Origin of the sequence: Nostoc sp., from assembly GCF_036919575.1 — a bacterium.
GTDB lineage: Bacteria > Cyanobacteriota > Cyanobacteriia > Cyanobacteriales > Nostocaceae > Nostoc.
The window spans coordinates 12,287-34,749 of the sequence record NZ_JBALBY010000051.1 but is presented as its reverse complement, the minus strand read 5'-3'; the positions used below and the strand labels follow the sequence as shown (position 1 = coordinate 34,749).

The following is a 22,463-nucleotide window of genomic DNA, read 5'->3' as shown; positions in this document are numbered from 1 at the left end:
CACGGTTCCGAACGGGAGGGGTGATGCAGTAATGCACACCTCGACCCTACCAATTACGAATTACGAATTATTTTAACGCCACCCCAAAAGGCGCAATCCAGGAACAATTAGGTAGTAACTCACTCCTAACCAGAAGCTGATAAAGAAGCCCACAGAACCAAAAAAAATCAGAGGCTTGTATAACTCTGACCAGCCTGGTTGACTAGAAAATTCCCAGATAGTCGGTGCTAACTTCAAAAGAATTAAAACTGCATAGCCGATCGCACTACCAAAGGCAGCGAACACAGCGTAAACTAGGTGATGGCTGCGAAGTCCTAAGCTCAAGGTGAGTAGACAAACTGCCACTAAAATCACTGCCACTAAGCCCTCGCCGCTATCTTTTGGGGTGATTAATTGCAAAATCAACCAGCCGAAACCATAGCTAATCATCCCCATCAGCGACGCTACTAAAAACCGCCGCCGTTGACCAAAACACCCTGATACTGTCAGTCCCCAAGCGGTTCCCCAGCCTGCTGCAACGAATACCAAAATATCTGCCCCGAAGACGAATTGAGTATTTGGCACTAATTCGTTTAGCTGAGTCAAAATAAATTCCCCAATCTGGCGGCCTAAACTTGTCCGATAGGCCAAAATAAAACCAGCGATCGCACCAAAACAACCGCCGATACTACTCAGGATTATCGCCCAAATCGTCGCCAAACAAGCTTGGAAAATTTTGATAATTGCCTGAGCGATGAAAATAACGGTTTTGGTTACAGCTTGGCTAAAGTTAGCTAAAACTTGTTCAATAGCTAACTTTAGCAGTGTAAATCTCCGGTAAGCTTGCGTTGAAGCTTGCTTAACGTTGTGCCGCAGTTGGGAAAACAACCCTGGCGGCGGTAATGGTTGAGAAATCTTCGCCAAACGTTTTTGAATTATCGCTGCATTTACCGGACGCGATCGCACATCCGCCTGCACCATCTCATCTAGCAAATCTGCTAATTGGGGGTTGACATTTATCGTAGTTCGCCACTGCAATTTCCCAGTTTGCTGATCTTCCAACTCTAGCGGGTATTTGCCTGTTAGTAGTTCAATCACTGTTCGACCAAGAGCATAAAAATCGGCACTTGGCCCAACAATCCCGCCAGTCACTTGTTCTGGTGGACTGTAGCCAGAAGAAAATAATCGGGTGGAACGAGACTGAGAACGCAGCTTAGAGGGGCTAAATTGTTTTGCCCCGCCAAAATCAATTAGTACCAGGCGATCGCCCTCTGTTTGCCCTTTAAGTGGGGTTAGAGTTGGCGAAGAGGTTCCCAGCATTAAATTAGAAGGTTTGATATCCCGGTGAATAATCTGATGTTTGTGTAATTCCTGTAAAATTTGTATAGCTTGGGCAAACCAGTTTAAAACCAAATCCTCTGGACACCCTTGAGGAAACTTTTTTAATATCTCCTCTAAAGTCCGCCCATTGATTTTTTCCATTACCAGACAGGGGAGTTGGTGCGGTTTGGGATTAAACAGGTTTACGTGAAAATACCCATCGACATCGACCGTGGGGACACCCGGATGCTGCAAGCTAGATAAAACCGCCGCCTCTTGGGTAAATAACTCCAGTGCCTTTGGTGAAGCTTCTACCAACACCTTCAGCACTTTCTCGGATTGAGTTTTTTCATCCCAAACCGTGTATATTTGAGCAAATCCTCCCGACCCCAAGGGCTGAAGTGGAACATAGCGATCTAACAACTCTAGCGGTGCGCCACAGCTGTTGCAAAATTTGTTTCCCCAAGGCTGAGGATAAGGACGTTGACAATCAGGATTTATGCAGTGAACCGCACTCTGAGTGATGTGGGACACAACCGCTACAATACAAAGGCTGACTTGATTTTAGCGTTTCTTGAGAAAATACCATTCTGAGTTTTTGATTACCGAAGAAGAATTCAGAATACATCCGCCAGAATCCAGAATGGATTCTGTACAATGGTTACTGAGCTTGTCGAAGTACTAGATGTATAATATCATGCTCAGTTAATTAAGCATAATACCCGGAACCCCACCCCGCCAAAGCTGCGCTTTAGCTCCCCTCCCCGCCGGCGGGGAGGGGTTGGGGGTGGGGTTCTTTTATTATGGGTAGCTACCGGACATGATATAAGAAGGGGTTTAGAGCGAGCGATTTTAAACGCAAAGAAGAAAAAATTCTTTCCGTAACTCTTCGCCCTAACTTCAAGCGTGGGGAATTCAGAATTCTGAATTCTGAATTCTGTTTTCAGCAGGACTTCTCATTCGTGTTGATTCCCACAAAGAAAACCCTCATAAAATCTATGAGGGCATTCGTTTATATCTTGTCAGTCCTTAATTACGAAAACTTCTCTTACTCTGTCTGTGTTTCGCAACTTCTTTGCGCTTGCGTTTTTCTAGGGGCGTTTCAAAATGGCGATGCTTTCTCATGTCTGGAAAAATTCCAGCCTTGGAAACTTCTCGCTTAAATCGTCGTAAGGCTGACTCAATGTGTTCATTGTCACCTACAATTACTTGGGTCATTATCTCTCCTACTAAGTTGACTTAATCAATGAATATGCAGATGGTAACAGTGCAAAAAAAAGACAGACTCCTTGTCTGACTTTAGACTCTAGGTAAATTTTTTTGGTTCCAAGATTAGTAGCGAGAGCGTCCGCCGCCACCGCCGCCGTATCCTCCTCGATTACCACCAAACGAACCTCTATCACCTCTGTCTTCCTTGGGTTTAGCCTTATTCACTTTCAGGTCACGACCCATCCACTCAGCACCGTCGAGAGCTTCAATGGCAGCTGTTTCTTCAGCTTCAGTTCCCATTTCCACAAAAGCAAAGCCTCGCGGACGACCTGTTTCACGGTCAGTAGGTACTTGAACTCGCTTTACAGTTCCATATTCTGCAAAAATACCACTTAAATCCTCTTGTGTAACGTCATAAGAGAGGTTACCTACATAAATTGACATCGATTCTCTCCAAAATCATCACTGTGTAGAGATTTTAATTTCTCTCAGAAGTCTGTAAATACTAAAAGGAAAATGCCTTTCAATACTAAAACTAAAGACATCACTAAATTAACTCTCCTAATCTAGGATGACATAGGAGCCAACTCTCTGCATCCAGTAGATAGTTGATAGATAGTTAACCAGTGATGCGATCGCACCTAAGCGATCGCCCGCCCCCACCTACCCTAAGTACAGCCCATCGTCAAAAAGGGTTGGAAATGGAAGAAGATAAATTCTGTAGGGTGATACAGGAAATCAGACATGGAGGGGCGCATCTTTAATATCCGAATTGAACGTTTGACTGCATTAACCATGAAGCATTACTCCCAAATTTTAATATGAAAGGCAAAGTCAGGCAACAATTCAAAATTCAAAATTCAAATGCTGTTCATCACCTTTCCAAGCTGTTGACAATTCGGCTTTGACAACTTGAGCAGCCTGATCTTTGCCGAGTGCCTGCAAACTTGCCTGCAAGCCAAATAGAGAACGCCCATTATGGGGATATTTTTTTAGATCGGCACGAAAGACTTTCTCGGCCTCTCTATAGTCGCCTTTAGCCAAAAGCACAGCGCCCAAATATTCCCGCGTGGGAAAATACCAGTCTGGTGGTTCCACATAATCGAGAGCATCTTCTGCTACTACTGCTTTTTCTAGTAATTGAATGGCAGATTCATAATCATGCTTTTCTCTAGCAATTTTGGCGTCTAGAACTTTTGAGGCAATGTCTAAAATACGACTGGCGGGACTCAATCCAATGGTTGCTTCAGTGGAAATTACCTGTTTGGCGGCCAGTAATGCCCGACTTTCACTTGCTGCATCTTCAAGTTTGTCGGTGGCTGCGTAGGCGCGAAGCGACTTGTCGCCAGACATCGCCATGCCGCGAGCAAAATGCCAAAGTGCTGTAGTGGTGGGCAGTTTCGCATCGGGGGCAGGAGTTTTTAAGATGGCATCCCAATCACTAAAACGTGTCTGAATCAGGATTTTGCTGCCCAGGAATCCCTCAAGCATTGGTGCATACGGGTCAATAGCAGTAGCATTTGCGACTAAAGTCTCTGCGGCTTGGAGAGCATCTTGATATTTTCCTGCCATGCTGCTGGCCACCATGAGAAAATCTATGTTGTGGTTGTAGTACATCATGGGGTAAGTGCCCTGGACTTGATATTTTTTGATGTAAATATCATCTTGAGCGATCGCCTGCTTGTTTGCCCGCATTGCCCCTTCATAATCTCCCACACGAAAATAAATATGGGAAGGCATGTGTACCAAGTGTCCCGCCCCTGGTGCTAAGGTTCCGAGTCGTTTGGCACTCACAAGCGCCCGTTCTGGCGAAGGTGAGGCTTCCACTGCATGGATATAGTAATGATTAGCTCCCGGATGATTTGGGTTACGTTTGAGAACTGATTCTAAAACAGCCACAATTTCTTCTGTATCTGGCTGTGGCTTGCCATCTTTAGTCCAGTGTTGCCAAGGATGCAGATCCATCAAGCTTTCAGCGTAAAGCGTCGCCGCATCCAAATCATCAGGATAGCGCTTGACTAGGGTTGCCATTGCTTTTGCGTAGTCTGTCGCTAGTTGATACAAGTTGACACCAGTATCTTGGGAGTAGCGTTTTGCTAAGGCGGTAATGTAGTCTCGTTCTTGGGTAGATGCTTGGGTAGAAAGTGCCAAAGCTTGTTGTACTGCTTGGTAAGCAGCTAATTCCCGGTTGGGGTCTATTTCTAAGTTAATATTAGGCCCCTGAGCTAGAGCAATACCCCAATATGCGATCGCTAAATGTGGATCAAGTTTGGCAGCGTATTGAAAAGAACGCACCGCCTCATCATGATTGAAAGCGTAAATTAAATTTAATCCCTGATCGAAAAACTCTTGCGCTTGGGGATTAGAAGTGGAAACTGGATGGTGGGTTGTGCCAAGTCCAGATATTAAAGTATAGGGCTGTCTTACTTGAGCGTAGACGCGAAGCGGCTTGTCGTCAGACATCGCTGCACTAGGAGCGACTAAAGAGAGTATAAGCACCCAAACTAGAAATAAGTACTTCATAAGAAAATCCCCGAAACGGATGGAAACCACTTGGCTTTCTTACGTAGAGGAAAGCCGAACGGCAGTAATAATAGCCGTGGCTCTCCAGGAAGAATATCCTTTGAATTTACACTGAGTTGGTAATGCATTCTGTGTTAATCGTTTGCCAGTATTTAGGCAATGTAAGCTGATTGTTTTTCTGCCTGGATTTTTTTTAGTTGCAGATTCCTGCCAACCACCGACATAACAAAATCCAAATTTTGGATGTTTGATCACTGAACCGCGTTTAAATCCCGCACTGATCGTCCCACCGTATCTAGAGCGGATATGTCCAGCAGAGTGTTGCAATCGGTGAAGTTGACGGCGATGAAATTCCAAAGGAATAACTTCAATTAGTTGAGTGTTTTCAGGCTTTATATGTCCACCAACAAACCAGTTAGCTAGCACCCATGAATCCACACAGTGGGCAGAAAAGTTATTCGACAATTTATTTCTAGACTTTTTCAAACCTAAACTTTGCCGCATGGAGTAAGTGTCTTTCCCTGTGCGAATTTCCAGGTTGGCAAGCCTTTTAAGTTCTGAGTAAAACCACTTTTTACCAACTTCTAAAGGGCTAAACATCAGGTTCCACTTACGTCCATTTTTCCAGGTTTTAGCTTTGATATCCTCAACCACAAAAGTTGAGATTGGAAATATTAATGCTAACCACTTGCAAATACGCAACTTCCATTGCCACCTCGCCTTAGTAGATGGGGGTATTTTTTGTTTATTTACAAGTCGGTTCTTGCGATTTTGTCGGCAAGGGGTATTACGAAATCGCCTAGAACGTCGCATATTACGGCGAACCAACAAATGGTCTTTTACCCAATCAACGGCATGAGTTTGGATATTTAGATATGTATGCATCTTCGATTTAACAGTGAACCCCTCACGCTTACTACCAGGGTCAATTCCAACGGCAATTGGCTGAGTATTTCTATTACTTGGCTCTTGATTTAATCGAACACAGAATACTCCCTTTTTAAAGAATGGTGTAGCTTTACCTGATTTAATCCAACGCTTTGCTCTACTAGGTGTCGTTGGCATCAGGGGACGGTTATTTTTGTCAACTACTGGTACAAACATTTACGATAAATCCTCATCTTGAGGTGTGTATATCCCATCGCTACTGATTGTCTAAGAGGTTAAAAACTTGGGAAGCATTCAAAACGTTTTGTAGGCTACCACGCCCAGGCAATTCAGTTTAGGCTTTAAGCCTGCAAGCTAGACACTTTTTTAGTCTTGTATTTAAAAGGTGGTTAGTCTTTCTCTTACAAGCCCTGTCTCTAAAGAGGCAGGGTTTGTGACTGTCTATATTCTTTTTCTTCAAGCTCTTTTTTATTTATATCCACATACCACAGTTTCCCTAAAAAAGCAATTTGTTCTTCTCCAGCTTCAGATTCTATCGACCACCTAATAATGCTTGGAAGACTCCACACCCTGTTGACATATTTACCATATCCAGTGGTAATAAGCCAAGTTGCGGTTTATCATCATCGCTATCTATCTGAAGTCATAAATGATTTTATCTCAAGATAGAACAATATAATGATACCTTTCTCTCTTTTGGATATTACTTGAATTCTCCAAGATGAATTTAACCTTTGAATAACTATGTACAACGGACACAAATATTCTTCATAAAAACATCGTCAGATAGAAGAATTAAAAGTTGTCTAAAAGTAATCTATAGATATTGCAGCGCTTTTCGAGCAAGCAACAACTAATCAACACGTAACATACTTTAGGAACAAAGAATATGAGTATCGAAGATAAAGCAAAAGCTTTTGCTAAAAACGTTGAAGGTAAAGTACAAGAGGCGGTTGGCGAAGTAACTGGCGATCCTAAAGATAAAGCTGAAGGTAAAGCTAAACAAGCTGAAGCCCAAGTCCGCCATACTGCTGAAAACATCAAAGATGAAGTTAAAAAGACTTTAGAATAGTACAGGCGGAAGTTTCCCTACCTTTAACAAGTTGCTCATGTAGGGACAGGGCTATTTCCATTGGTGTCAACTTAGAGCAATGGCGAATAGAATAGAGCCTCCGGCACGCTGACGCGTAGCTTGCTTCTCCGTAGGAGTAGGCGGCTACACAAACTCTCGTCCACCTCCGTGGACTAATACAAAATCAAGAGTCTTTAACCGACGGAGGTGGGTAAAGTCTCGTGTAGACAAGCCAGTGCGTTGGGCGAGTCCGCCGACTTGAAGCAAGTGGCGTGCGGTTTATAACCGCCCTTTTAACGTTAAGTTGACACCAATGGGCTATTTCGTTTTAGACAGAAACCGCCCAGAACTGAAGTTCGGCGAAGCTCTTTTTTTATTAATATTCAAATACCACAATTTCTCTCAGGAAGCAATTTGTTCGCCAAGAACAGCAGCACGGTGTTTATTATAGATAATAACATCGCAGCTAGCAAAGTGTTTTAGTGCAAACTTATACTTTTGAGTTATCTAGAATTTCCCCTACTTCATAGTTTGAAAAATCACCTAAGAAAAGCTGACGCATAATTGAATAATTGATGATAATTTTGTAGATAATATATGAAATAATCAATGCACCTATTACCCTAATTCCTTGAACTGCGAATATTGGGTACTTTTTTATAGTTATTTGTATCGGCTGATGCAAATACATAATGAGCATAGAAGCATTACCAAGTTCACGCAGGGCATTTCCTATGTAAGGTTTATTATGAAGCAATACTGCCAATTGCTGTGTAACAATAATGCCAGACAAAGCTATGATAAAATCAAAAATAAATACTCCATAGCTTGTACCTTTCATATTAAAAGTGAAATGCAGCAGAGTCCCTGCATCTATTAAAATCGCAGCTACAAATATTATTATTCCTAATATAATGAGTTTAGAATTAATTAATAATGATTTAGCTGCCATGTGTCCTAACCAGTAAAATGGAAGTGCCATTGCAACTACATTAATATTCCAAGGAAAGACATTTTTTATCAAATAATAATTAATCATTGCTAAACAATAACTGCAAAGCATAATTCTGATCATCAGCCAATTATTAGAGCCAAACTTTATATAGATCAGGTTATATAACTGCTGGGTAAAAAACAAACAAGTTACAAACCAAAATACACCAAACCAAAGTACCAGATTTGCTCCACCATACAATTGTTTCCAGATAATCGGAAATGTAAATATTATAATTTTATCTATTGGCAAGAATTTTTTTTGCTGCCAACTATCGATTATTAATGGTAGATACTGAACTAGAGTAAATAAAAAAAGGAATGAAAAATAAGGTACTATAAGATGAAAAAACTTTTTCTTAAAAAAAGCAGAGTAGTCAGTTTTTTTGCTATAAAGATATCCACTGATAAAGAAAAAAAGCGGCATATGAAACCAGAAAATATATTTCGATACTGGGTCTACTATATGTCCGACAACAACTGTAATTATGGCAAGACCTTTCCAACAATCAATCCATTCAATTCTTTTCGACATTAATGATACGTCTTAATATTAGCTGTGTACTGTCTTAATATTTCTAGGAAATGACTATTTAGGGCGTAGAACTTAATAAAGATGGTAGAAATATTTGGGAAATGCGATCGCTAGAGATTGATTAACTGCCTCGGAGATGGCCGAGGCGATCGCTTGTGTATGCATAAAAAACCTTTTGGCAGAATAACTGGCAGAAAGAGGCGAGGGTTTCTGCGTTCTTCTGTCATATTTTTACTTATAGCCGATTACACAACAAAGATGTAAGGGGAAACATACTGGCATTGCAGTGTGGGGTCAAATTTGCTCCTGGTTACTGCTTTTAGGGCTAAAAGTAGCGAAGACACATTTTACTCCCACACAAAGTTTGAAAACCTTGCTGTGAATATGAATCCCTACTTTTAGTTTTCGCCAACTACAGGTAGACGTATAGTGAATGTACTACCCTGCCCTGGTTCAGATGTCACACCAATCGCACCTTGATGTGCTTCGATAATGCAGCGAGATAGATATAGTCCCAAACCACTGCCAGAACGCTGGTGTTTACCTTGGCGAAATCGCTCGAATAATATTGCCTGATCTGGTTTAGAAATTCCTGGCCCTGTATCTTGGATATCAATATTCACAGCTACCGGAGTGAGATAGCAGTGAATATCTACAGAACCTTTATCTGTAAATTTGATGGCATTGCCGATGATATTTGTCAAAACCCGCCGCAGTTCTACGCGATCGCCCATGATCGTGCTTGCAGTTTCACCTCGATTAAGGTTTACAGCTAATCCTTTTTCTTCAGCTAAAGGAGTTAATTCTTGGGAAACTTCACTAACTAATTCCTGAATATTGCAGGGATAAATTTTTAAAGTTTTACAGCCCGCTTCATGACGATAAACTTCTAACAAGGTATTTACCATTTCCAGCAGGTCTTGATTACTGCCAATCATGGTATCAATTATTTCTTGCAATTGTGGCGAAACTTCGCAAAACCTGCCTTCCAGCAATAATTTTAATACGCGGTTGGAGGCTACTAGTGGTATGCGTAAATCGTGAGTAAAACGGGAGACAAAATCTGCCCGGAGGTTAGCCATCTGATCCCGTTCGTCGATACTATGCTTGAGGCGCAGGAGCGATCGCACTCGTGCATGAAGTTCATCAGGATCGAATGGTTTACGAATAAAGTCATCTGCACCCGCGTCGAGTCCTTCAACAACGCTAGACTCATAGTGAGCCGTGAGCAGCAGAATGGGAATAAATGGCAACGCCTGATTCTGTCGGACACGTCGAGTAAATTCATAGCCATCTATCTCCGGCATCATCACATCTAACAGAATCAAGTCTGGCGGTGACTCCTCAACCATAGCCAGAGCGATTTTGCTATCTTCCACCAAGCTAATTTCATAGTCCTCATCTTCTAGGACTGCTTCTAAGACCAGTAGATTGTCAAAAACATCATCGACAACGAGAATTTTATCTTTTTTGACAGTTTTAGTTAAAGACATGGCTAAATAAAAAAAGAAGTGCTTGGCTATCCCTAGCAAATCTAGTAATAGCTTACTTTACCAGCGCTGAGATTATTAAGGATTCACATTTTCCTTTAAAGTTTCCTGAATTAAATATCGGAATTGCATACGTAATTGCACTGAACTTTTATTTAAAAATGTATTAATTCATTAAATAATTCAAGCTTTTTACAAGTATCTTAGCCGTCTGATTATCCAACCAATATCTATGCCTGGGTGCTAGGGTGAGGTAGTTTAGTCCTTTTTCTGTGCATAATCCTAGCTACTGCAAGGCAACTATTTAATAGTCACCCGCTCTTGCTTTAGAAAAACTTACGAGATCAGGTTATTTATGTCTAATGGTAGATGAAGTTCAGGGCATAATACCAAACGTATTGCTTTTTGTATAAGATACCGAATAGAAGAACGAGATTATTTTAATCTGTACTTGAGATAAATAACAGTAAAGTTAAGCAACTATGAGTGAAATCAAGATCCTTGTGATTGAAGATCACAACCTGACAAGAATCGGCTTACGGGCTGCCTTACAAACCCAGCCAGAGTTAAACATTGTTGGTGAAGCAGCCAATGCAGCCGAAGGGATCAAGCTTCTGAAAACTCTCAAGCCTGATGTTGCTACTATTGACATTGGCTTGCCTGACATGGATGGTATTGAGCTAACACGCACATTTAGGCAATATCAAGCAGAGAATGAAGATTATACCACAAAGCTGCTAATTTTAACGATGCAGAATAGTGAACAGGCAGTTTTAGCAGCATTTGCAGCAGGTGCAGATTCTTATTGCATGAAGGATATCGAAACTGAGAAACTAGTGGAGGCTGTGCAAACGACCTATGCAGGTAGCTCATGGATCGATCCAGCGATCGCAGACCTTGTACTACAACAAATACGTCAAGATTTCCCCGATGGCAGCAAAGGCGCAGCTGGAAAAAGAGTCTTGATTGAAGGTATTGACCCGGATGTTGAGAAAAGTATAGTTGGCTATCCTTTAACTAATAGAGAGATGGATGTTTTAGAGTTGATTGTCGCTGGGTGTGACAATGCAGAAATTGCTAAAAGGCTCTATCTAACAGTCGGTACTGTCAAAACTCATGTTCGAGGTATTCTCAATAAACTCTGTGTTGCTGACCGGACACAGGCTGCTGTCCGTGCTTTGCGTGCTGGATTAGTACCCTAAGCAAGTAAGTAGTCATCATCAACTGCATACACAAGAACACGTAACAATTCAAAATTAAAGACATTGTAAGAGGCAGATATTAAACCTAGTACTTACGCATTGACAAGAAAACCAAAATACGTGTAGTCGGAAAATCCATATCTTTCGTAGGGGCAATTCATGAATTGCCCCTACGCGCGGGTATGTATATTTACCATCAAGTAATGATTAATAAAAGCCTAAAACGACCTATTTTGGTAAATGCATAGCATGATTAGTTTGTACAGTGCGTAAGTCCTAAAACCCTTTAATTTACGATAAAAATCTTTCTTCCCCACTCCCCACTCCCCACTCCCCATTTTTAGCGGTTAACTAGCACAAAGATTTATGAATAAATTGTTACAAAGTTTAGTAGAATAGCATCATTCACAAATAAGTATTTTTTATCATATACATGATAGCGGCTCAATTTCCCTGGCTTACCGCGATCGTCTTACTGCCACTCGTTGCTGCCTTGCTCATCCCTCTGCTGCCTGATAAAGATGGCAAGCGCGTGCGGTGGTATGCACTGGGTGTAGGTATTGCAGACTTTGCCTTGATGTGCTACGCCTTTTGGAAACATTACGATGCCAGCAGTGCTAGTTTTCAAATGGTGGAGAATTATGCCTGGATGCCTCAGTTAGGTTTGAACTGGGCGGTATCAGTTGATGGACTTTCAGTGCCACTTGTGCTTCTAGCAGGATTTGTCACCACACTCTCGATATTTTCGGCTTGGCAAGTTGATCACCGACCCCGCCTTTTCTATTTCTTGATGCTGGTGCTGTATTCTGCACAGGTAGGGGTGTTTGTTGCCAAAGACTTGCTGCTATTTTTCATTATGTGGGAAGTAGAGCTGATTCCCGTATATTTACTAGTCTGCATTTGGGGTGGGCAAAGGCGTCGTTATGCGGCTATGAAATTTTTGTTGTATACCGCAGCCGCTTCTATATTTATTTTGGTGGCAGCCCTGGCAATGGGGTTATACGGCGGCGGTGATATGACATTTGATATAACCGCGATCGCCAGGAAGGAATATCCCCTTGGTCTACAGCTGCTACTTTATGCAGGGTTGCTGATTGCATTTGGTGTCAAGCTTGCTGTTTTCCCCTTGCATACCTGGTTGCCTGATGCCCACGGTGAAGCATCCTCTCCTGTGTCGATGATTTTGGCTGGTGTGTTGCTGAAGATGGGCGGATACGGGTTGATTCGCTTGAATCTGGAACTACTCCCCGATGCACACATTTACTTTGCGCCGGTTCTAGCCATTCTGGGTGTTGTCAACATTATCTATGGTGCATTGAACTCCTTTGCTCAGACCAATATGAAGCGGCGTTTGGCTTATTCGTCGATTTCTCACATGGGGTTTGTATTGCTTGGGATTGCATCCTTCACTGATTTGGGAATCAACGGCGCGATGTTGCAGATGATTTCGCATGGTTTAATCGCATCAGTGCTGTTCTTCTTAGCAGGCGTTACTTACGATCGCACCCACACAATGGTAATGAAAGATATGGGCGGTATTGGTCAAGCCATGCCCAAAGTCTTTGCGCTGTTTACAATCGCAGCAATGGCATCTCTAGCGCTTCCCGGTATGAGCGGCTTTCCTGGCGAACTCTCGGTATTCGTTGGTCTGACAAGCAGTGACGTTTACAGTTCGACCTTCTGCACCGTCACGGTTTTTCTAGCTGCGGTTGGAGTCATCCTCACACCGATTTATCTACTTTCCATGCTGCGAGAGGTATTTTATGGTGACGGTGCAGCACTCATCTGCGACATTAATAATGCCGGCTTGGAAAATCAAGAAGATGACGGAACAGTTTGTTTTGGTACAGACTGCTTCGTGCCAGAAGATGCAGTCTACGACGATGCTAGACCGCGTGAGGTGTTTATCGCTGCCTGTTTTCTGCTGCTGATTATTGGTATTGGTTTCTATCCGAAGATGGCGATGCAGATGTATGACGTGAAGACAGTTGCAGTCAATGCTAATCTTCGCCAATCTTATGCCATAGTTTCGCAAACAAATCCTCAGATTTATGCTAATGGATTCTTGGTTCCGCAAATTTCAGAGGTTGAGGTAGCGCCCGTTTTGGGAACTTTGAAGTAAGCTTTTTGACTAATAGACTTGTCGAAAAGAGCCAATGCTAGGTATTTTTCTGAGGAAGAACAAAATATTGATAGTCGATCGCTATGGGTAGGCTATCAATGCCAGATTGGAGTTATAATAATAAACTAAAAATCAGGCTATGAATACCACAAAAGAAAAAGTTTAATCTCTGGTCAAACAATTGCCAGATGATTGCTCAATCGAAGATATCCAATATCATCTGTATGTAATTGAGAAAGTTAGTTGGGGATTAGAAGCAGCCGACATAGAAAGAGCGATCGCACAAGAGGAAGCTCAAGAACGTTTGAGCAAATGGCTTATCAAGTAGTTTGGTCTTCCAAAGCAGTAGAAGTGACATTGACATATTTGTTTTCGGAGTAAGAAACCGATGGGAACGCAATCATATTGAACTAGCAGTCTCCCTAGCAGCTTCTCGCAGCCGCTCCACATCGCGCATCGGTGGTGAACCAAAGAGCCGCTTGTACTCCCGGTTGAAGTGCGAGGCATCGTCGTACCCCACTCGGTAGGCAGCACTGGTAGCGTCAAGGTTTTCCCCCAGCATCAGACGGCGAGCCTCCTGGAGCCGCAGTTGCTTCTGGAACTGCAAGGGACTCATTGCAGTGACAGACTTGAAGTGATGGTGAAAGCCCGAAACACTCATTCCCATTTCTCGTGCGATGTTTTCAATCTTGATCGGCTCGTTAAAGTCTTTACGAAGTCGCTCAACGGCTCTGGCGATGTGGTAGGTGTAGCCACCCAGAACTGCAATATGACGGAGCCGATTACCTTGCTCTCCCATCAGGAGTCGGTAAATGATTTCCCGCTTAATCAGTGGTGCGAGAACATGAGCTTCAGCAGGGGAATCTAGAAGCCTGACAAGCCGCACCACAGCGTCCAACAGATTTGCATTCAACGAACTTACATCAATCGCTTTCACATCAACAGGGCTGCGCGATGAGGGATACCCTGCCTCGAGCATCACTGAGCCAACGAGGGTGGGGTGAAGATCGAGGCGAAGGCTAAAGTACGGTTGCGCCTTGGACGCTTCCAGAATTTGGCTGACAATCGGCAGTTCGACCGTAGCAAGCAGATAATGCATCGGGTCGTACTGATAGCGATCGCTACCCAGAAGGACTTCTTTGCTGCCCTGAGCAATTACACAAAAGGCAGGGATAGAGACACTATGAAGGCATTCCGAAGGTGAGGAGGCGCGGTTGAAATGCAATCCTTTCAGTGGCTCAATCGTCCCATCATGACCAATACCCTGTGCAATACGCTCTTTCAATTCGTCTCTGTTGGCTTGCGCTCTGTCTGCCTCGCGCTTTGCCTGCGGGTCGTTCATTAAATCGATATCGGACTTTTCACTCGTTTTGGCAGGGTTCATTTCTAAGTTTGCAGGATTGTACAACAATCTTAGACGATCGTCCTATTACTTATTCTTCAGGATTCTTAGAATGAAGCTAAAGCAACGAAAAATGATTTCGGCTTCTTGTAAGCATTCTGGATTTTTATTTAAGAGAAAACTCAGTTTTGATTGGGCAAGAGACTTGCCTGCTAGCCACCAAAATGGCATCAAGTGAAGGAATTAAGAAAATGGATATCAAAAGAAGTGGCTCACAGCCTTCCGCCAAAGGACCGGCTGAGTATTTTACCGGCACTGTCCGCGTTGACCCCCTGTTCGAGGCACACGATCCAGCACGCACGTCTGGTGCTAGTGTCACATTTGAGCCTGGTGCTAGGACAGCATGGCACACCCACCCGTTGGGACAAACCCTAATCGTGACGGCTGGCTGTGGCCTAGTACAACGCTGGGGCGGTGCGATCGAGCAAATTCGACCAGGGGACGCGATCTGGATCTCGCCGGGTGAGAAGCATTGGCACGGTGCTACAGCAACCACGTCCATGACGCACATCGCCATTCAGGAATGGCTTGATGGTAAGCCTGTGGACTGGCTGGAGCATGTCAGCGACGAGCAGTATGAAGGAATACTTTAATTGCTTTTGAGATGGTTTTCCATCAAGGGGAAAAACTGCCAGCAGAGAATGTTGATTTTGGTTCTCGCCCTAGTGATGTCCCTGAGTTACTCAGCCTGCCGTGCCGACAACAGTATGACTAGCAGTGCCTCGTTGAAGATGCCGACTGAAATATCAACCAAGCAGGCAGACAGTATGCAGATAAACATCAAGGTCAAAGATAAAGTCGTTAGAGCCACTTTGATCGACAGCAAAACTACTCAGGATTTTATTTCCCTGCTGCCATTAACGCTGACGTTAGAAGATTACGCAAGAACCGAAAAAATCAGCGATCTGCCAAAAAGATTATCTACAGAAGATGCACCCCCAGGCAGCGATCCTGCTGTTGGAGATATTGCTTATTACGCTCCCTGGGGGAATTTTGCGATATATTATCGAGATTTTGGATACTCAAACGGACTCGTGATCCTCGGAAAAATAGACGGTGGCATCGAGGCATTGAATGTGCCTGGTTCTGTAGAAGTAACAATCAAACGAACTCAGTAGAAACGTCAAAGGAGATAGAAATGAAACTGCTTGCGACAACGATCGCGTCATCTTCTCTGCTTGCTTTGGGTTTCTCTCCTAATGTAAACCAATAGGGGCATAAACCTACCTATGTACAAGACGAAAGCCTACTACTCTGCCAGCACCCCACGGCGCAATCCGACTCGCCGAGACCTCAGTCGCCGTAACTTTTTGGCTAATACTGCCCTTATCGCGGCAGCATTGGCCGTCAGCCCATCTTGCACATCATCGGATCAGCGCGAAGAAATTAACAACCAGAACGACAAAGGACTCCGTGTAGGAGAAAACAAAATGAACACACGAAAACTCGGAAAATTAGAAGTCTCGGAAATGGGATCTGGGTGCATGAGTATTAGCGCCAACTACGGACCCTCCGCAGACAGAAACCAAGGCATTCAGGTCATTCGTACAGCCTATGAAAAAGGCGTGACGTTCTTTGATACAGCCGAGGTTTACGGCCCATTTACAAGCGAAGAGGTTGTGGGAGAAGCACTTGAGCCTTTCCGCGATCAAGTCGTTATCGCAAGCAAATTTGGTTTTGACATTGAAGCTGGTGGTCTCAATAGCCGACCACAGCACATCAAGAAAGTAGTTGAGGAATCACTTAAGCGCCTTAGAACCGATCGCATTGATCTCTATTACCAGCACCGAGTCGATCCAAAAGTGCCAATCGAAGAGGTAGTGGGTGCAATTAAAGAGCTGATCCAAGAGGGAAAAGTTTTGCACTTTGGTCTCTCTGAGGCGAGTGCAAAAACAATCCGCCGAGCGCATGCGGTGCAACCGGTGACAGCAATTCAAACTGAATACTCGTTCATGAATAGAGATCCGGAACAAAACGGTGTACTTAAAGCTTGTGAGGAATTAGGAATCGGCTTCGTCCCCTGGGGTCCAGTCGGAATGGGTTATTTGACCGGGAAAATAGATGCCCGCACGAAGTTCGACCCGAAAACAGACCTTCGATCCGGGTTCGACCGCTTTTCCCCCGAAAACTTAGCAGCAAATATGGCTGTTGTTGATTTGCTAAAACGATTTGCAGAAAAAAAGAACGCGACACCTGCTCAAATCGCACTTGCATGGCTCTTGGCGCAGAAGCCCTGGATTGTTCCAATTCCAGGGACACGCAACCTAGATCACCTGAGCGAGAACTTAGGGGCAATTCAGGTTCAGATGACCTCTGAGGATCTTCGTGAAATCGAAATGGCTTTTTCTAAAATCACCGTGCATGGTGGTCGTATGAATGAAATGCAGATGCAAATCGTTGACCAAACAGTGTGACCGATCGTTGGTAAGAGCCGGTTCGTTCTAGCGATCAAAGTCATGGTACGACCTTAATTCTCAAAGACAGGAGTGCAAACAATGCAAAAGCGCAAACTTGGAAACAGTAATCTGGAAGTCTCGGCGATCGGGCTGGGCTGTATGGGGCTAAACCATGCCTACAGCCATACCCTCAGCAAGCAAGAAAGCATCTCTCTACTCCAAGCCGCAGTTGAGCGTGGCGTTACCTTTTTTGATACAGCCGAAATGTATGGGCCATTCACCAATGAAGAATTGGTGGGCGAAGCGCTCAAACCCTACCGCGATCGCATCGTAATTGCCACGAAGTTCGGCATCAAGGTACAGGACAGCAAGCAGGTGCAGAACAGTCATCCATCAGCAATCAGGGAATCCATAGAAGGTTCGCTGAAGCGCTTAAACACCGACGTGATTGATTTATACTATCAGCACCGCGTAGATACCCAAGTGCCGATCGAAGACGTAGCCGGAACCATCAAAGACTTGATCGGTGAAGGCAAAATCAAACATTGGGGGCTTTCAGAAGCGGGTGTACAGACCATTCGCCGAGCGCACGCAGTCCAACCCGTGACTGCCGTTGAGAGTGAGTACTCCCTGTGGTGGCGACGGCCGGAAGAAGCCCTGTTGCCTGCCCTGGAAGAACTCTTAATCGGTTTTGTGCCGTTTAGTCCTTTGGGTAAAGGCTTCCTGACGGGCAGTATCAGCAAAGACGCAAAATTCGACAAATCCGACTTCCGCAGCATTGTTCCCCGGTTTACGCCGGAGGCTCTCGACGCCAACCAGTCCTTGGTGGATTTGTTGAAAGAGGTGGCAAACCAGAAGAAAGCTACAGCAGCGCAAATCGCCCTGTCCTGGATACTGGCGCAAAAACCGTGGATTGTGCCCATTCCCGGCACGACCAAATTGAGCCGCCTGGAAGAAAACATTGCGGCAGCAGATATCGAACTGACGCAGGACGAGTTGAAGAGCATCGACGAGGCATTGGCGCAAATTCCAGTGTCAGGCGATCGCTATCCAGAAGAGTTGGAAAAGCGAACAGGATTATAGACAAAATCGCTGGACACAGAACTGTGATTAAAAGAAGGAGGTGCGGATGACAAATACACAGCAGAAAGACTCTGTGAGGCTAAGTGAAGCGGCAGATAAAAATCATGAGGAACTGTTTCCAAACCACAAATCGACCCTGAAAGTAACCGACCCGGAACTGATCGAAGTCTTTGATAACTTTGCCTTCGACGAAGTAATTGCTGAGAGCAAGCTGGATACAAAGACAAGAGTCGTGCTGATTCTGGCATCTATCATCGGCAGTCAGGCAGTAAGCGAATACAGGGTTATGGTGAACGCTGCCCTCAATGTCGGAGTAACGCCGATTGAAATCAAAGAGATCCTGTATCAGTCGGTACCTTACGTGGGTATGGCGAAAGCATTTGACTTCGTTCATGCCACGAATGAAGTGATGTCCAGCAGGGGCATTCAATTACCTTTAGAAGGGCAATCGACCACCAGCCCGGAAACACGCTACGACAAAGGGCTGGCAATACAGAAAGCTGTGTTCGGCGAGACGATCGATCAAATGTATGAGCGATCGCCCAAAGACCAACTGCACATTCAAAGGTTTCTGTCTGCCAATTGCTTTGGCGATTATTACACCCGCAATGGCGTAGATATAAGACTCAGGGAGCTGATCACACTGTCTATCCTCATTGCTCTGGGCGGGGTTGAATCACAGATAAAGGGGCACATTCAAGCCAATCTGAATATCGGAAACGGCAAAGACATACTGCTGGATCTGATTACACAATTGTTGCCTTGGGTGGGATATCCTCGAACACTGAATGCGTTGAAATGCCTGAATGAAGTGGCGACGGAGTAATGGCAATGATAACGATTGACTAGCGAAGAATATGTTCTCACATTCCTTTAATTCAAAGACAGGAGTTTAAAAATGCAGAAGCGCAAACTTGGAAACAGTAATTTGGAAGTCTCGGCGATCGGTCTGGGCTGTATGGGCATGAGCTTTTCCTATGGTCCAGCCAAAGACATACAGGAAATGACCGATCTTCTCCGGGCCGCTGTCGAACGCGGCGTTACATTCTTTGACACCGCCGAAGTCTACGGCCCGTTCACCAACGAAGAGCTTGTGGGCGAAGCCCTCGCTCCCTTCCGTGGGCAAGTGGCGATCGCCACCAAATTCGGGTTCGACGTCAGTCCTAATTCCGATCCCCGTGGGATGAAGGGTTCGCCAGGATTGGATAGTCGGCCGGAGCATATCAAGCAGGCCGTGGAGGGATCGCTCAAGCGACTCAAGGTCGAGACAATCGACCTACTCTATCAGCACCGGGTTGACCCGAACGTGCCAATCGAAGACGTGGCAGGAGCAGTGAAGGAACTGATTCAGTCAGGTAAGGTTAAGTACTTTGGACTCTCTGAAGCAGGAGTGCAAACGATTCGTCGCGCGCACGCGGTTCAGCCGGTCACTGCTCTCCAGAGCGAATACTCGCTGTGGACGAGGACTCCTGAGAAGGAAGTGATACCGACCCTTGAGGAACTCGGAATCGGCTTTGTCCCGTACAGCCCTCTGGGTAAGGGTTTTCTCACTGGCAAGATGGACGAAAGCACGACCTTCGATAGCTCCGACTTCCGCAGCACCCTGCCTCGCTTCACAACCGAGGCCCTCAAGGCGAATCAAGCCCTGATTAATCTGCTTGGCGGCATTGCAGAACAGAAGCAGGCGACACCTGCTCAGATTGCGATCGCCTGGCTGCTGGCCCAGAAGCCGTGGATTGTTCCGATCCCAGGCACCACGAAGCTGCATCGTTTGGACGAAAACATCGGGGCAGTCTCAGTCGAACTCACGCCCGACGATCTCCGTGACATCGATGACGCCGCCTCCAAGATCGCGGTGCAAGGGGCTAGATACCCCGAAAAGCTGGAGCAAATGACCGGTCGCTGAACGGCAAAAAATGTGTTCCCTGGTTGCATTCCTTAGCTCACTAAGCAAGACAGATAGCTGGCAGCGATAGACCTTTGGGCTATTTTTGAGCATTTGGTGTATTTCCCTTACCCTGCATGGGTTTGAGGCTTGTTTCTCCCTCAAAAATGTTTAAGTCCCGCTAATGACCAATGACCAATGACCAATGACCAATGACCAATGACCAATGACCAATGACCAATGACCAATGACCAATGACCAATAACCAATGACCAATGACCAATGACTAATGACTAATGACTCCATCCCCTTGTGGGTGGAGTTTTTTATGAGCAAATCAACCCTTTACATGGGATGCTGGTTGATGATTAGTGAGTTTTGCCAATGTCTGTTGTTTCTACTATCACTATTACCGTTCCCGCCACAACTGCAAATTTGGGGCCTGGTTTTGATTGCATCGGTGCAGCTTTAAAGCTCTACAACGAGTTTAAGTTCACTCGCCTAGAAGAGGGTGGGTTAATTATTCATGTCACTGGTACGGAAGCTGAACGAGTCCAAACTGATGAGAGTAATCTCCTCTACCAAGCTTTTGTCAAGTTTTATCAACATATAGAGCAGACGCCGCCGACTGTGAAAATAGAGATAAAGTTAGGTGTTCCGTTAGCGAGGGGTTTGGGTAGTTCGGCGACAGCAATTGTTGGTGGGTTAGTTGCTGCTAATCAACTTGAGGGTGTGCCTCTCTCTCAGTTGCAGGTGATGGAGTTAGCGATCGCAATGGAAGGACATCCTGATAATGTAGTTCCAGCCTTGTTGGGTGGATGTCGTCTAGCTGCTACCAGTGGCGCAGCTTGGGAAATTTGTGATGTTCCCTGGCATGAAAATATTGTACCAGTTGTGGCTATTCCTAATTTTGAACTTTCTACTTCAGAGGCGCGGGGCGTTCTCCCAACTAAAGTCAGTCGCGCCGATGCGATTTTCAATACCGCACATTTGGGGTTATTGTTGCGCGGCTTGGAAACTGGTAACGGACAATGGTTAAAGACAGCTTTGCAAGATAGATTGCATCAGCCCTATCGCAAAGCTTTAATCCCTGGTTATGATGCTGTCAACATAGCGGCTGTTAGTGCTGGTGCTTATGGTATGGTGATTAGTGGTGCAGGACCGACACTGTTAGCTTTGGCGGATAAGTTACACTCAGAGGCTGTGGAGGCGGCGATGTTAGCTGCTTGGCAACAAGAAGGAATTATAGCCGAGGTGCGATCGCTTTCTCTCGATACCCAAGGCGCAAAAAGCTAGAAGATAAGGGAGATGAGGAGCAGCATAAAAATTTTTAACTCCCCTACTTGCTACAGACGCGATTAATCGCGTCTCTACCCACTCCCCACTTAGCTACAGCAGATGGTTGCATAATTCCTAGCTTTTAATAGTTGCTAAAAAATCATCTGTGGATGAATTAACTGATATCCAGCCTCTTTAAGCTTTTCATTCGACACCCAAGCATTATAAGGGCGGGTACTCTTGATAGAAGTATCCCATTTAACTTTGGGTAAATTATGTTTTTCAAATAGGCTATCTAGCAAGTCTCGGCTGGTGAGATGTGCATCATCTACCAGATTGTAAATCCCTTGCAAACGACGATGACGGGCAAATTCTATCGCACTAACAATATCATCCAAATGAATCCAATTTGTGATATCCTCGCCATTGCCAGGACGGGTTGCACCAGAATATCTGCTAAATATTTTCAACAGTTCCCTGCCAGTCCCATAAATCCCTCCTAAACGGAAGATACAAACACGGAGATTTTCGCTAGATGCTGATAGCAATACATCCTCTGTTTTTCGGAGAATTTGTGCATTTAAATTAGCGGGTGCAAGCGGTGTTTCTTCATCTACCCATACACCATTTCTGTCACCATACACTGCATAACTACCTGTGTATATTAATTGTTTCACACTCTTAATCTGCTGCAAGCATGAAACTAAACTTTGGGCAGTTTGTAGATAAGTTTCTTCATAAACTTCCCCACCTTTTGCACCAACACTCAAAAGTACAACATCTTGATTGTGCAAAACTGATTTTAGACTATCTAGGTCATTCCCACGGGTAACTAAAACTCTTTGGGATACTGATTCTAGTGCCGGAACACGCTCAGGGGAAGTTGTAGTTACACTGACAACAAAATCCATTTTTTGCCGCCAATATTGAGCAAGTTTATAACCAACATAACCACAACCAATGATTGCAACGTTCATGACAAATTAGACACAAATAAATTAAACTACTCATCGAGACTATATTCTCAATTAAGGGACTGGACGTAAATAAATTTAACAGTCCAGAGCTAACAGTCAATAGTCAATA

Annotated in this window: 21 protein-coding genes; 11 read left to right on the top strand and 10 right to left on the bottom strand. The window is 44.5% G+C overall.

Going from position 1 to position 22,463, the window contains the following annotated elements; genetic code table 11:
- Positions 1–72: 72 nt before the first annotated feature.
- The 5 genes from V7K27_RS14585 to V7K27_RS14565 all read right to left on the bottom strand — a co-directional run bounded on the left by V7K27_RS14585 (position 73) and on the right by V7K27_RS14565 (position 6,135).
- The gene (locus tag V7K27_RS14585; protein ID WP_334948299.1) at positions 73–1,833 is read right to left on the bottom strand and encodes a serine/threonine protein kinase; all 1,761 of its coding nucleotides are present in this window, start codon (positions 1,831–1,833) and stop codon (positions 73–75) included.
- A gap of 495 nt (positions 1,834–2,328) precedes the next feature.
- Positions 2,329–2,517 (bottom strand): 30S ribosomal protein S21, encoded by a 189-nt coding sequence (gene rpsU / locus V7K27_RS14580; protein WP_012407716.1) that lies wholly within the window; start codon positions 2,515–2,517, stop codon positions 2,329–2,331.
- Positions 2,518–2,631: 114 nt separating this feature from the next.
- Positions 2,632–2,952: an RNA recognition motif domain-containing protein gene (locus V7K27_RS14575; RefSeq protein ID WP_273762368.1), complete on the bottom strand. Its 321-nt coding sequence runs from the start codon at positions 2,950–2,952 to the stop codon at positions 2,632–2,634.
- Between the two features lie 402 nt (positions 2,953–3,354).
- Positions 3,355–5,031: a hypothetical protein gene (locus V7K27_RS14570; RefSeq protein ID WP_334948297.1), complete on the bottom strand. Its 1,677-nt coding sequence runs from the start codon at positions 5,029–5,031 to the stop codon at positions 3,355–3,357.
- Positions 5,032–5,070: 39 nt separating this feature from the next.
- Positions 5,071–6,135, bottom strand: a complete 1,065-nt coding sequence (locus V7K27_RS14565) for an RRXRR domain-containing protein (protein WP_334948295.1) — start codon at positions 6,133–6,135, stop codon at positions 5,071–5,073.
- Positions 6,136–6,808: 673 nt separating this feature from the next.
- Here V7K27_RS14565 and V7K27_RS14560 point away from each other — a divergent pair.
- Positions 6,809–6,991, top strand: a complete 183-nt coding sequence (locus V7K27_RS14560; protein WP_273762370.1) for a CsbD family protein — start codon at positions 6,809–6,811, stop codon at positions 6,989–6,991.
- A gap of 490 nt (positions 6,992–7,481) precedes the next feature.
- Here V7K27_RS14560 and V7K27_RS14555 read toward each other — a convergent pair whose 3' ends face one another.
- A complete protein-coding gene (locus V7K27_RS14555; RefSeq protein ID WP_334948292.1) occupies positions 7,482–8,519 on the bottom strand; it encodes an acyltransferase family protein in 1,038 nt (345 codons plus the stop codon).
- 398 nt (positions 8,520–8,917) lie between these two features.
- Positions 8,918–10,012: a hybrid sensor histidine kinase/response regulator gene (locus V7K27_RS14550; protein WP_334948290.1), complete on the bottom strand. Its 1,095-nt coding sequence runs from the start codon at positions 10,010–10,012 to the stop codon at positions 8,918–8,920.
- A gap of 479 nt (positions 10,013–10,491) precedes the next feature.
- On the opposite strand from V7K27_RS14550, the gene V7K27_RS14545 reads away from it, so the two are divergent.
- From V7K27_RS14545 to V7K27_RS14535, 3 genes are all read left to right on the top strand, one after another.
- Positions 10,492–11,211: a response regulator transcription factor gene (locus V7K27_RS14545; RefSeq protein ID WP_334948288.1), complete on the top strand. Its 720-nt coding sequence runs from the start codon at positions 10,492–10,494 to the stop codon at positions 11,209–11,211.
- A gap of 433 nt (positions 11,212–11,644) precedes the next feature.
- Positions 11,645–13,333: an NAD(P)H-quinone oxidoreductase subunit 4 gene (locus V7K27_RS14540; protein ID WP_334948287.1), complete on the top strand. Its 1,689-nt coding sequence runs from the start codon at positions 11,645–11,647 to the stop codon at positions 13,331–13,333.
- 181 nt (positions 13,334–13,514) lie between these two features.
- Positions 13,515–13,661, top strand: a complete 147-nt coding sequence (locus tag V7K27_RS14535) for a hypothetical protein (protein WP_334948285.1) — start codon at positions 13,515–13,517, stop codon at positions 13,659–13,661.
- Between the two features lie 72 nt (positions 13,662–13,733).
- Here V7K27_RS14535 and V7K27_RS14530 read toward each other — a convergent pair whose 3' ends face one another.
- Positions 13,734–14,717, bottom strand: coding sequence for an AraC family transcriptional regulator (locus tag V7K27_RS14530; protein ID WP_334948283.1), 984 nt, complete (start codon positions 14,715–14,717; stop codon positions 13,734–13,736).
- Positions 14,718–14,899: 182 nt separating this feature from the next.
- Here V7K27_RS14530 and V7K27_RS14525 point away from each other — a divergent pair, with 182 nt between their 5' ends.
- The 6 genes from V7K27_RS14525 (at position 14,900) to V7K27_RS14500 (ending at position 20,120) form a co-directional block, all read left to right on the top strand.
- Positions 14,900–15,328 carry a (R)-mandelonitrile lyase gene (locus tag V7K27_RS14525; protein WP_334948281.1) on the top strand — a complete coding sequence of 143 codons (429 nt, stop codon included), beginning with the start codon at positions 14,900–14,902 and terminating at the stop codon, positions 15,326–15,328.
- On the top strand, positions 15,329–15,853 hold the full coding sequence (locus V7K27_RS14520) for a cyclophilin-like fold protein (RefSeq protein ID WP_334948279.1): 525 nt from the start codon (positions 15,329–15,331) through the stop codon (positions 15,851–15,853). It abuts the gene before it with no gap.
- 111 nt (positions 15,854–15,964) lie between these two features.
- Positions 15,965–17,149: an aldo/keto reductase gene (locus tag V7K27_RS14515; protein ID WP_334948277.1), complete on the top strand. Its 1,185-nt coding sequence runs from the start codon at positions 15,965–15,967 to the stop codon at positions 17,147–17,149.
- 81 nt (positions 17,150–17,230) lie between these two features.
- On the top strand, positions 17,231–18,214 hold the full coding sequence (locus V7K27_RS14510; protein WP_334948275.1) for an aldo/keto reductase: 984 nt from the start codon (positions 17,231–17,233) through the stop codon (positions 18,212–18,214).
- 46 nt (positions 18,215–18,260) lie between these two features.
- On the top strand, positions 18,261–19,040 hold the full coding sequence (locus tag V7K27_RS14505) for a carboxymuconolactone decarboxylase family protein (RefSeq protein ID WP_334948273.1): 780 nt from the start codon (positions 18,261–18,263) through the stop codon (positions 19,038–19,040).
- A 72-nt stretch (positions 19,041–19,112) separates the two neighbouring features.
- Positions 19,113–20,120: an aldo/keto reductase gene (locus V7K27_RS14500; protein WP_334948271.1), complete on the top strand. Its 1,008-nt coding sequence runs from the start codon at positions 19,113–19,115 to the stop codon at positions 20,118–20,120.
- Positions 20,121–20,270: 150 nt separating this feature from the next.
- Here V7K27_RS14500 and V7K27_RS14495 read toward each other — a convergent pair whose 3' ends face one another.
- Positions 20,271–20,435: a hypothetical protein gene (locus V7K27_RS14495; RefSeq protein WP_334948269.1), complete on the bottom strand. Its 165-nt coding sequence runs from the start codon at positions 20,433–20,435 to the stop codon at positions 20,271–20,273.
- A 48-nt stretch (positions 20,436–20,483) separates the two neighbouring features.
- Between V7K27_RS14495 and thrB the strand changes: the two genes are divergently transcribed.
- Positions 20,484–21,395, top strand: coding sequence for a homoserine kinase (gene thrB, locus V7K27_RS14490; protein WP_334948267.1), 912 nt, complete (start codon positions 20,484–20,486; stop codon positions 21,393–21,395).
- A 134-nt stretch (positions 21,396–21,529) separates the two neighbouring features.
- Here thrB and V7K27_RS14485 read toward each other — a convergent pair whose 3' ends face one another.
- The gene (locus V7K27_RS14485) at positions 21,530–22,354 is read right to left on the bottom strand and encodes an SDR family oxidoreductase (protein WP_334948265.1); all 825 of its coding nucleotides are present in this window, start codon (positions 22,352–22,354) and stop codon (positions 21,530–21,532) included.
- Positions 22,355–22,463: the final 109 nt, after the last annotated feature.

What these genes read in the sequence shown, in the direction of transcription:
- rpsU (WP_012407716.1), bottom strand. Translation starts at nt 2,517, where the DNA reads ATGACCCAAGTAATTGTAGGTGACAATGAACACATTGAGTCAGCCTTA.
- V7K27_RS14575 (WP_273762368.1), bottom strand. Translation starts at nt 2,952, where the DNA reads ATGTCAATTTATGTAGGTAACCTCTCTTATGACGTTACACAAGAGGAT.
- V7K27_RS14570 (WP_334948297.1), bottom strand. Translation starts at nt 5,031, where the DNA reads ATGAAGTACTTATTTCTAGTTTGGGTGCTTATACTCTCTTTAGTCGCT.
- V7K27_RS14565 (WP_334948295.1), bottom strand. Translation starts at nt 6,135, where the DNA reads ATGTTTGTACCAGTAGTTGACAAAAATAACCGTCCCCTGATGCCAACG.
- V7K27_RS14560 (WP_273762370.1), top strand. Translation starts at nt 6,809, where the DNA reads ATGAGTATCGAAGATAAAGCAAAAGCTTTTGCTAAAAACGTTGAAGGT.
- V7K27_RS14555 (WP_334948292.1), bottom strand. Translation starts at nt 8,519, where the DNA reads ATGTCGAAAAGAATTGAATGGATTGATTGTTGGAAAGGTCTTGCCATA.
- V7K27_RS14550 (WP_334948290.1), bottom strand. Translation starts at nt 10,012, where the DNA reads ATGTCTTTAACTAAAACTGTCAAAAAAGATAAAATTCTCGTTGTCGAT.
- V7K27_RS14545 (WP_334948288.1), top strand. Translation starts at nt 10,492, where the DNA reads ATGAGTGAAATCAAGATCCTTGTGATTGAAGATCACAACCTGACAAGA.
- V7K27_RS14540 (WP_334948287.1), top strand. Translation starts at nt 11,645, where the DNA reads ATGATAGCGGCTCAATTTCCCTGGCTTACCGCGATCGTCTTACTGCCA.
- V7K27_RS14530 (WP_334948283.1), bottom strand. Translation starts at nt 14,717, where the DNA reads ATGAACCCTGCCAAAACGAGTGAAAAGTCCGATATCGATTTAATGAAC.
- V7K27_RS14525 (WP_334948281.1), top strand. Translation starts at nt 14,900, where the DNA reads ATGGCATCAAGTGAAGGAATTAAGAAAATGGATATCAAAAGAAGTGGC.
- V7K27_RS14515 (WP_334948277.1), top strand. Translation starts at nt 15,965, where the DNA reads ATGTACAAGACGAAAGCCTACTACTCTGCCAGCACCCCACGGCGCAAT.
- V7K27_RS14510 (WP_334948275.1), top strand. Translation starts at nt 17,231, where the DNA reads ATGCAAAAGCGCAAACTTGGAAACAGTAATCTGGAAGTCTCGGCGATC.
- V7K27_RS14505 (WP_334948273.1), top strand. Translation starts at nt 18,261, where the DNA reads ATGACAAATACACAGCAGAAAGACTCTGTGAGGCTAAGTGAAGCGGCA.
- V7K27_RS14500 (WP_334948271.1), top strand. Translation starts at nt 19,113, where the DNA reads ATGCAGAAGCGCAAACTTGGAAACAGTAATTTGGAAGTCTCGGCGATC.
- thrB (WP_334948267.1), top strand. Translation starts at nt 20,484, where the DNA reads ATGTCTGTTGTTTCTACTATCACTATTACCGTTCCCGCCACAACTGCA.
- V7K27_RS14485 (WP_334948265.1), bottom strand. Translation starts at nt 22,354, where the DNA reads ATGAACGTTGCAATCATTGGTTGTGGTTATGTTGGTTATAAACTTGCT.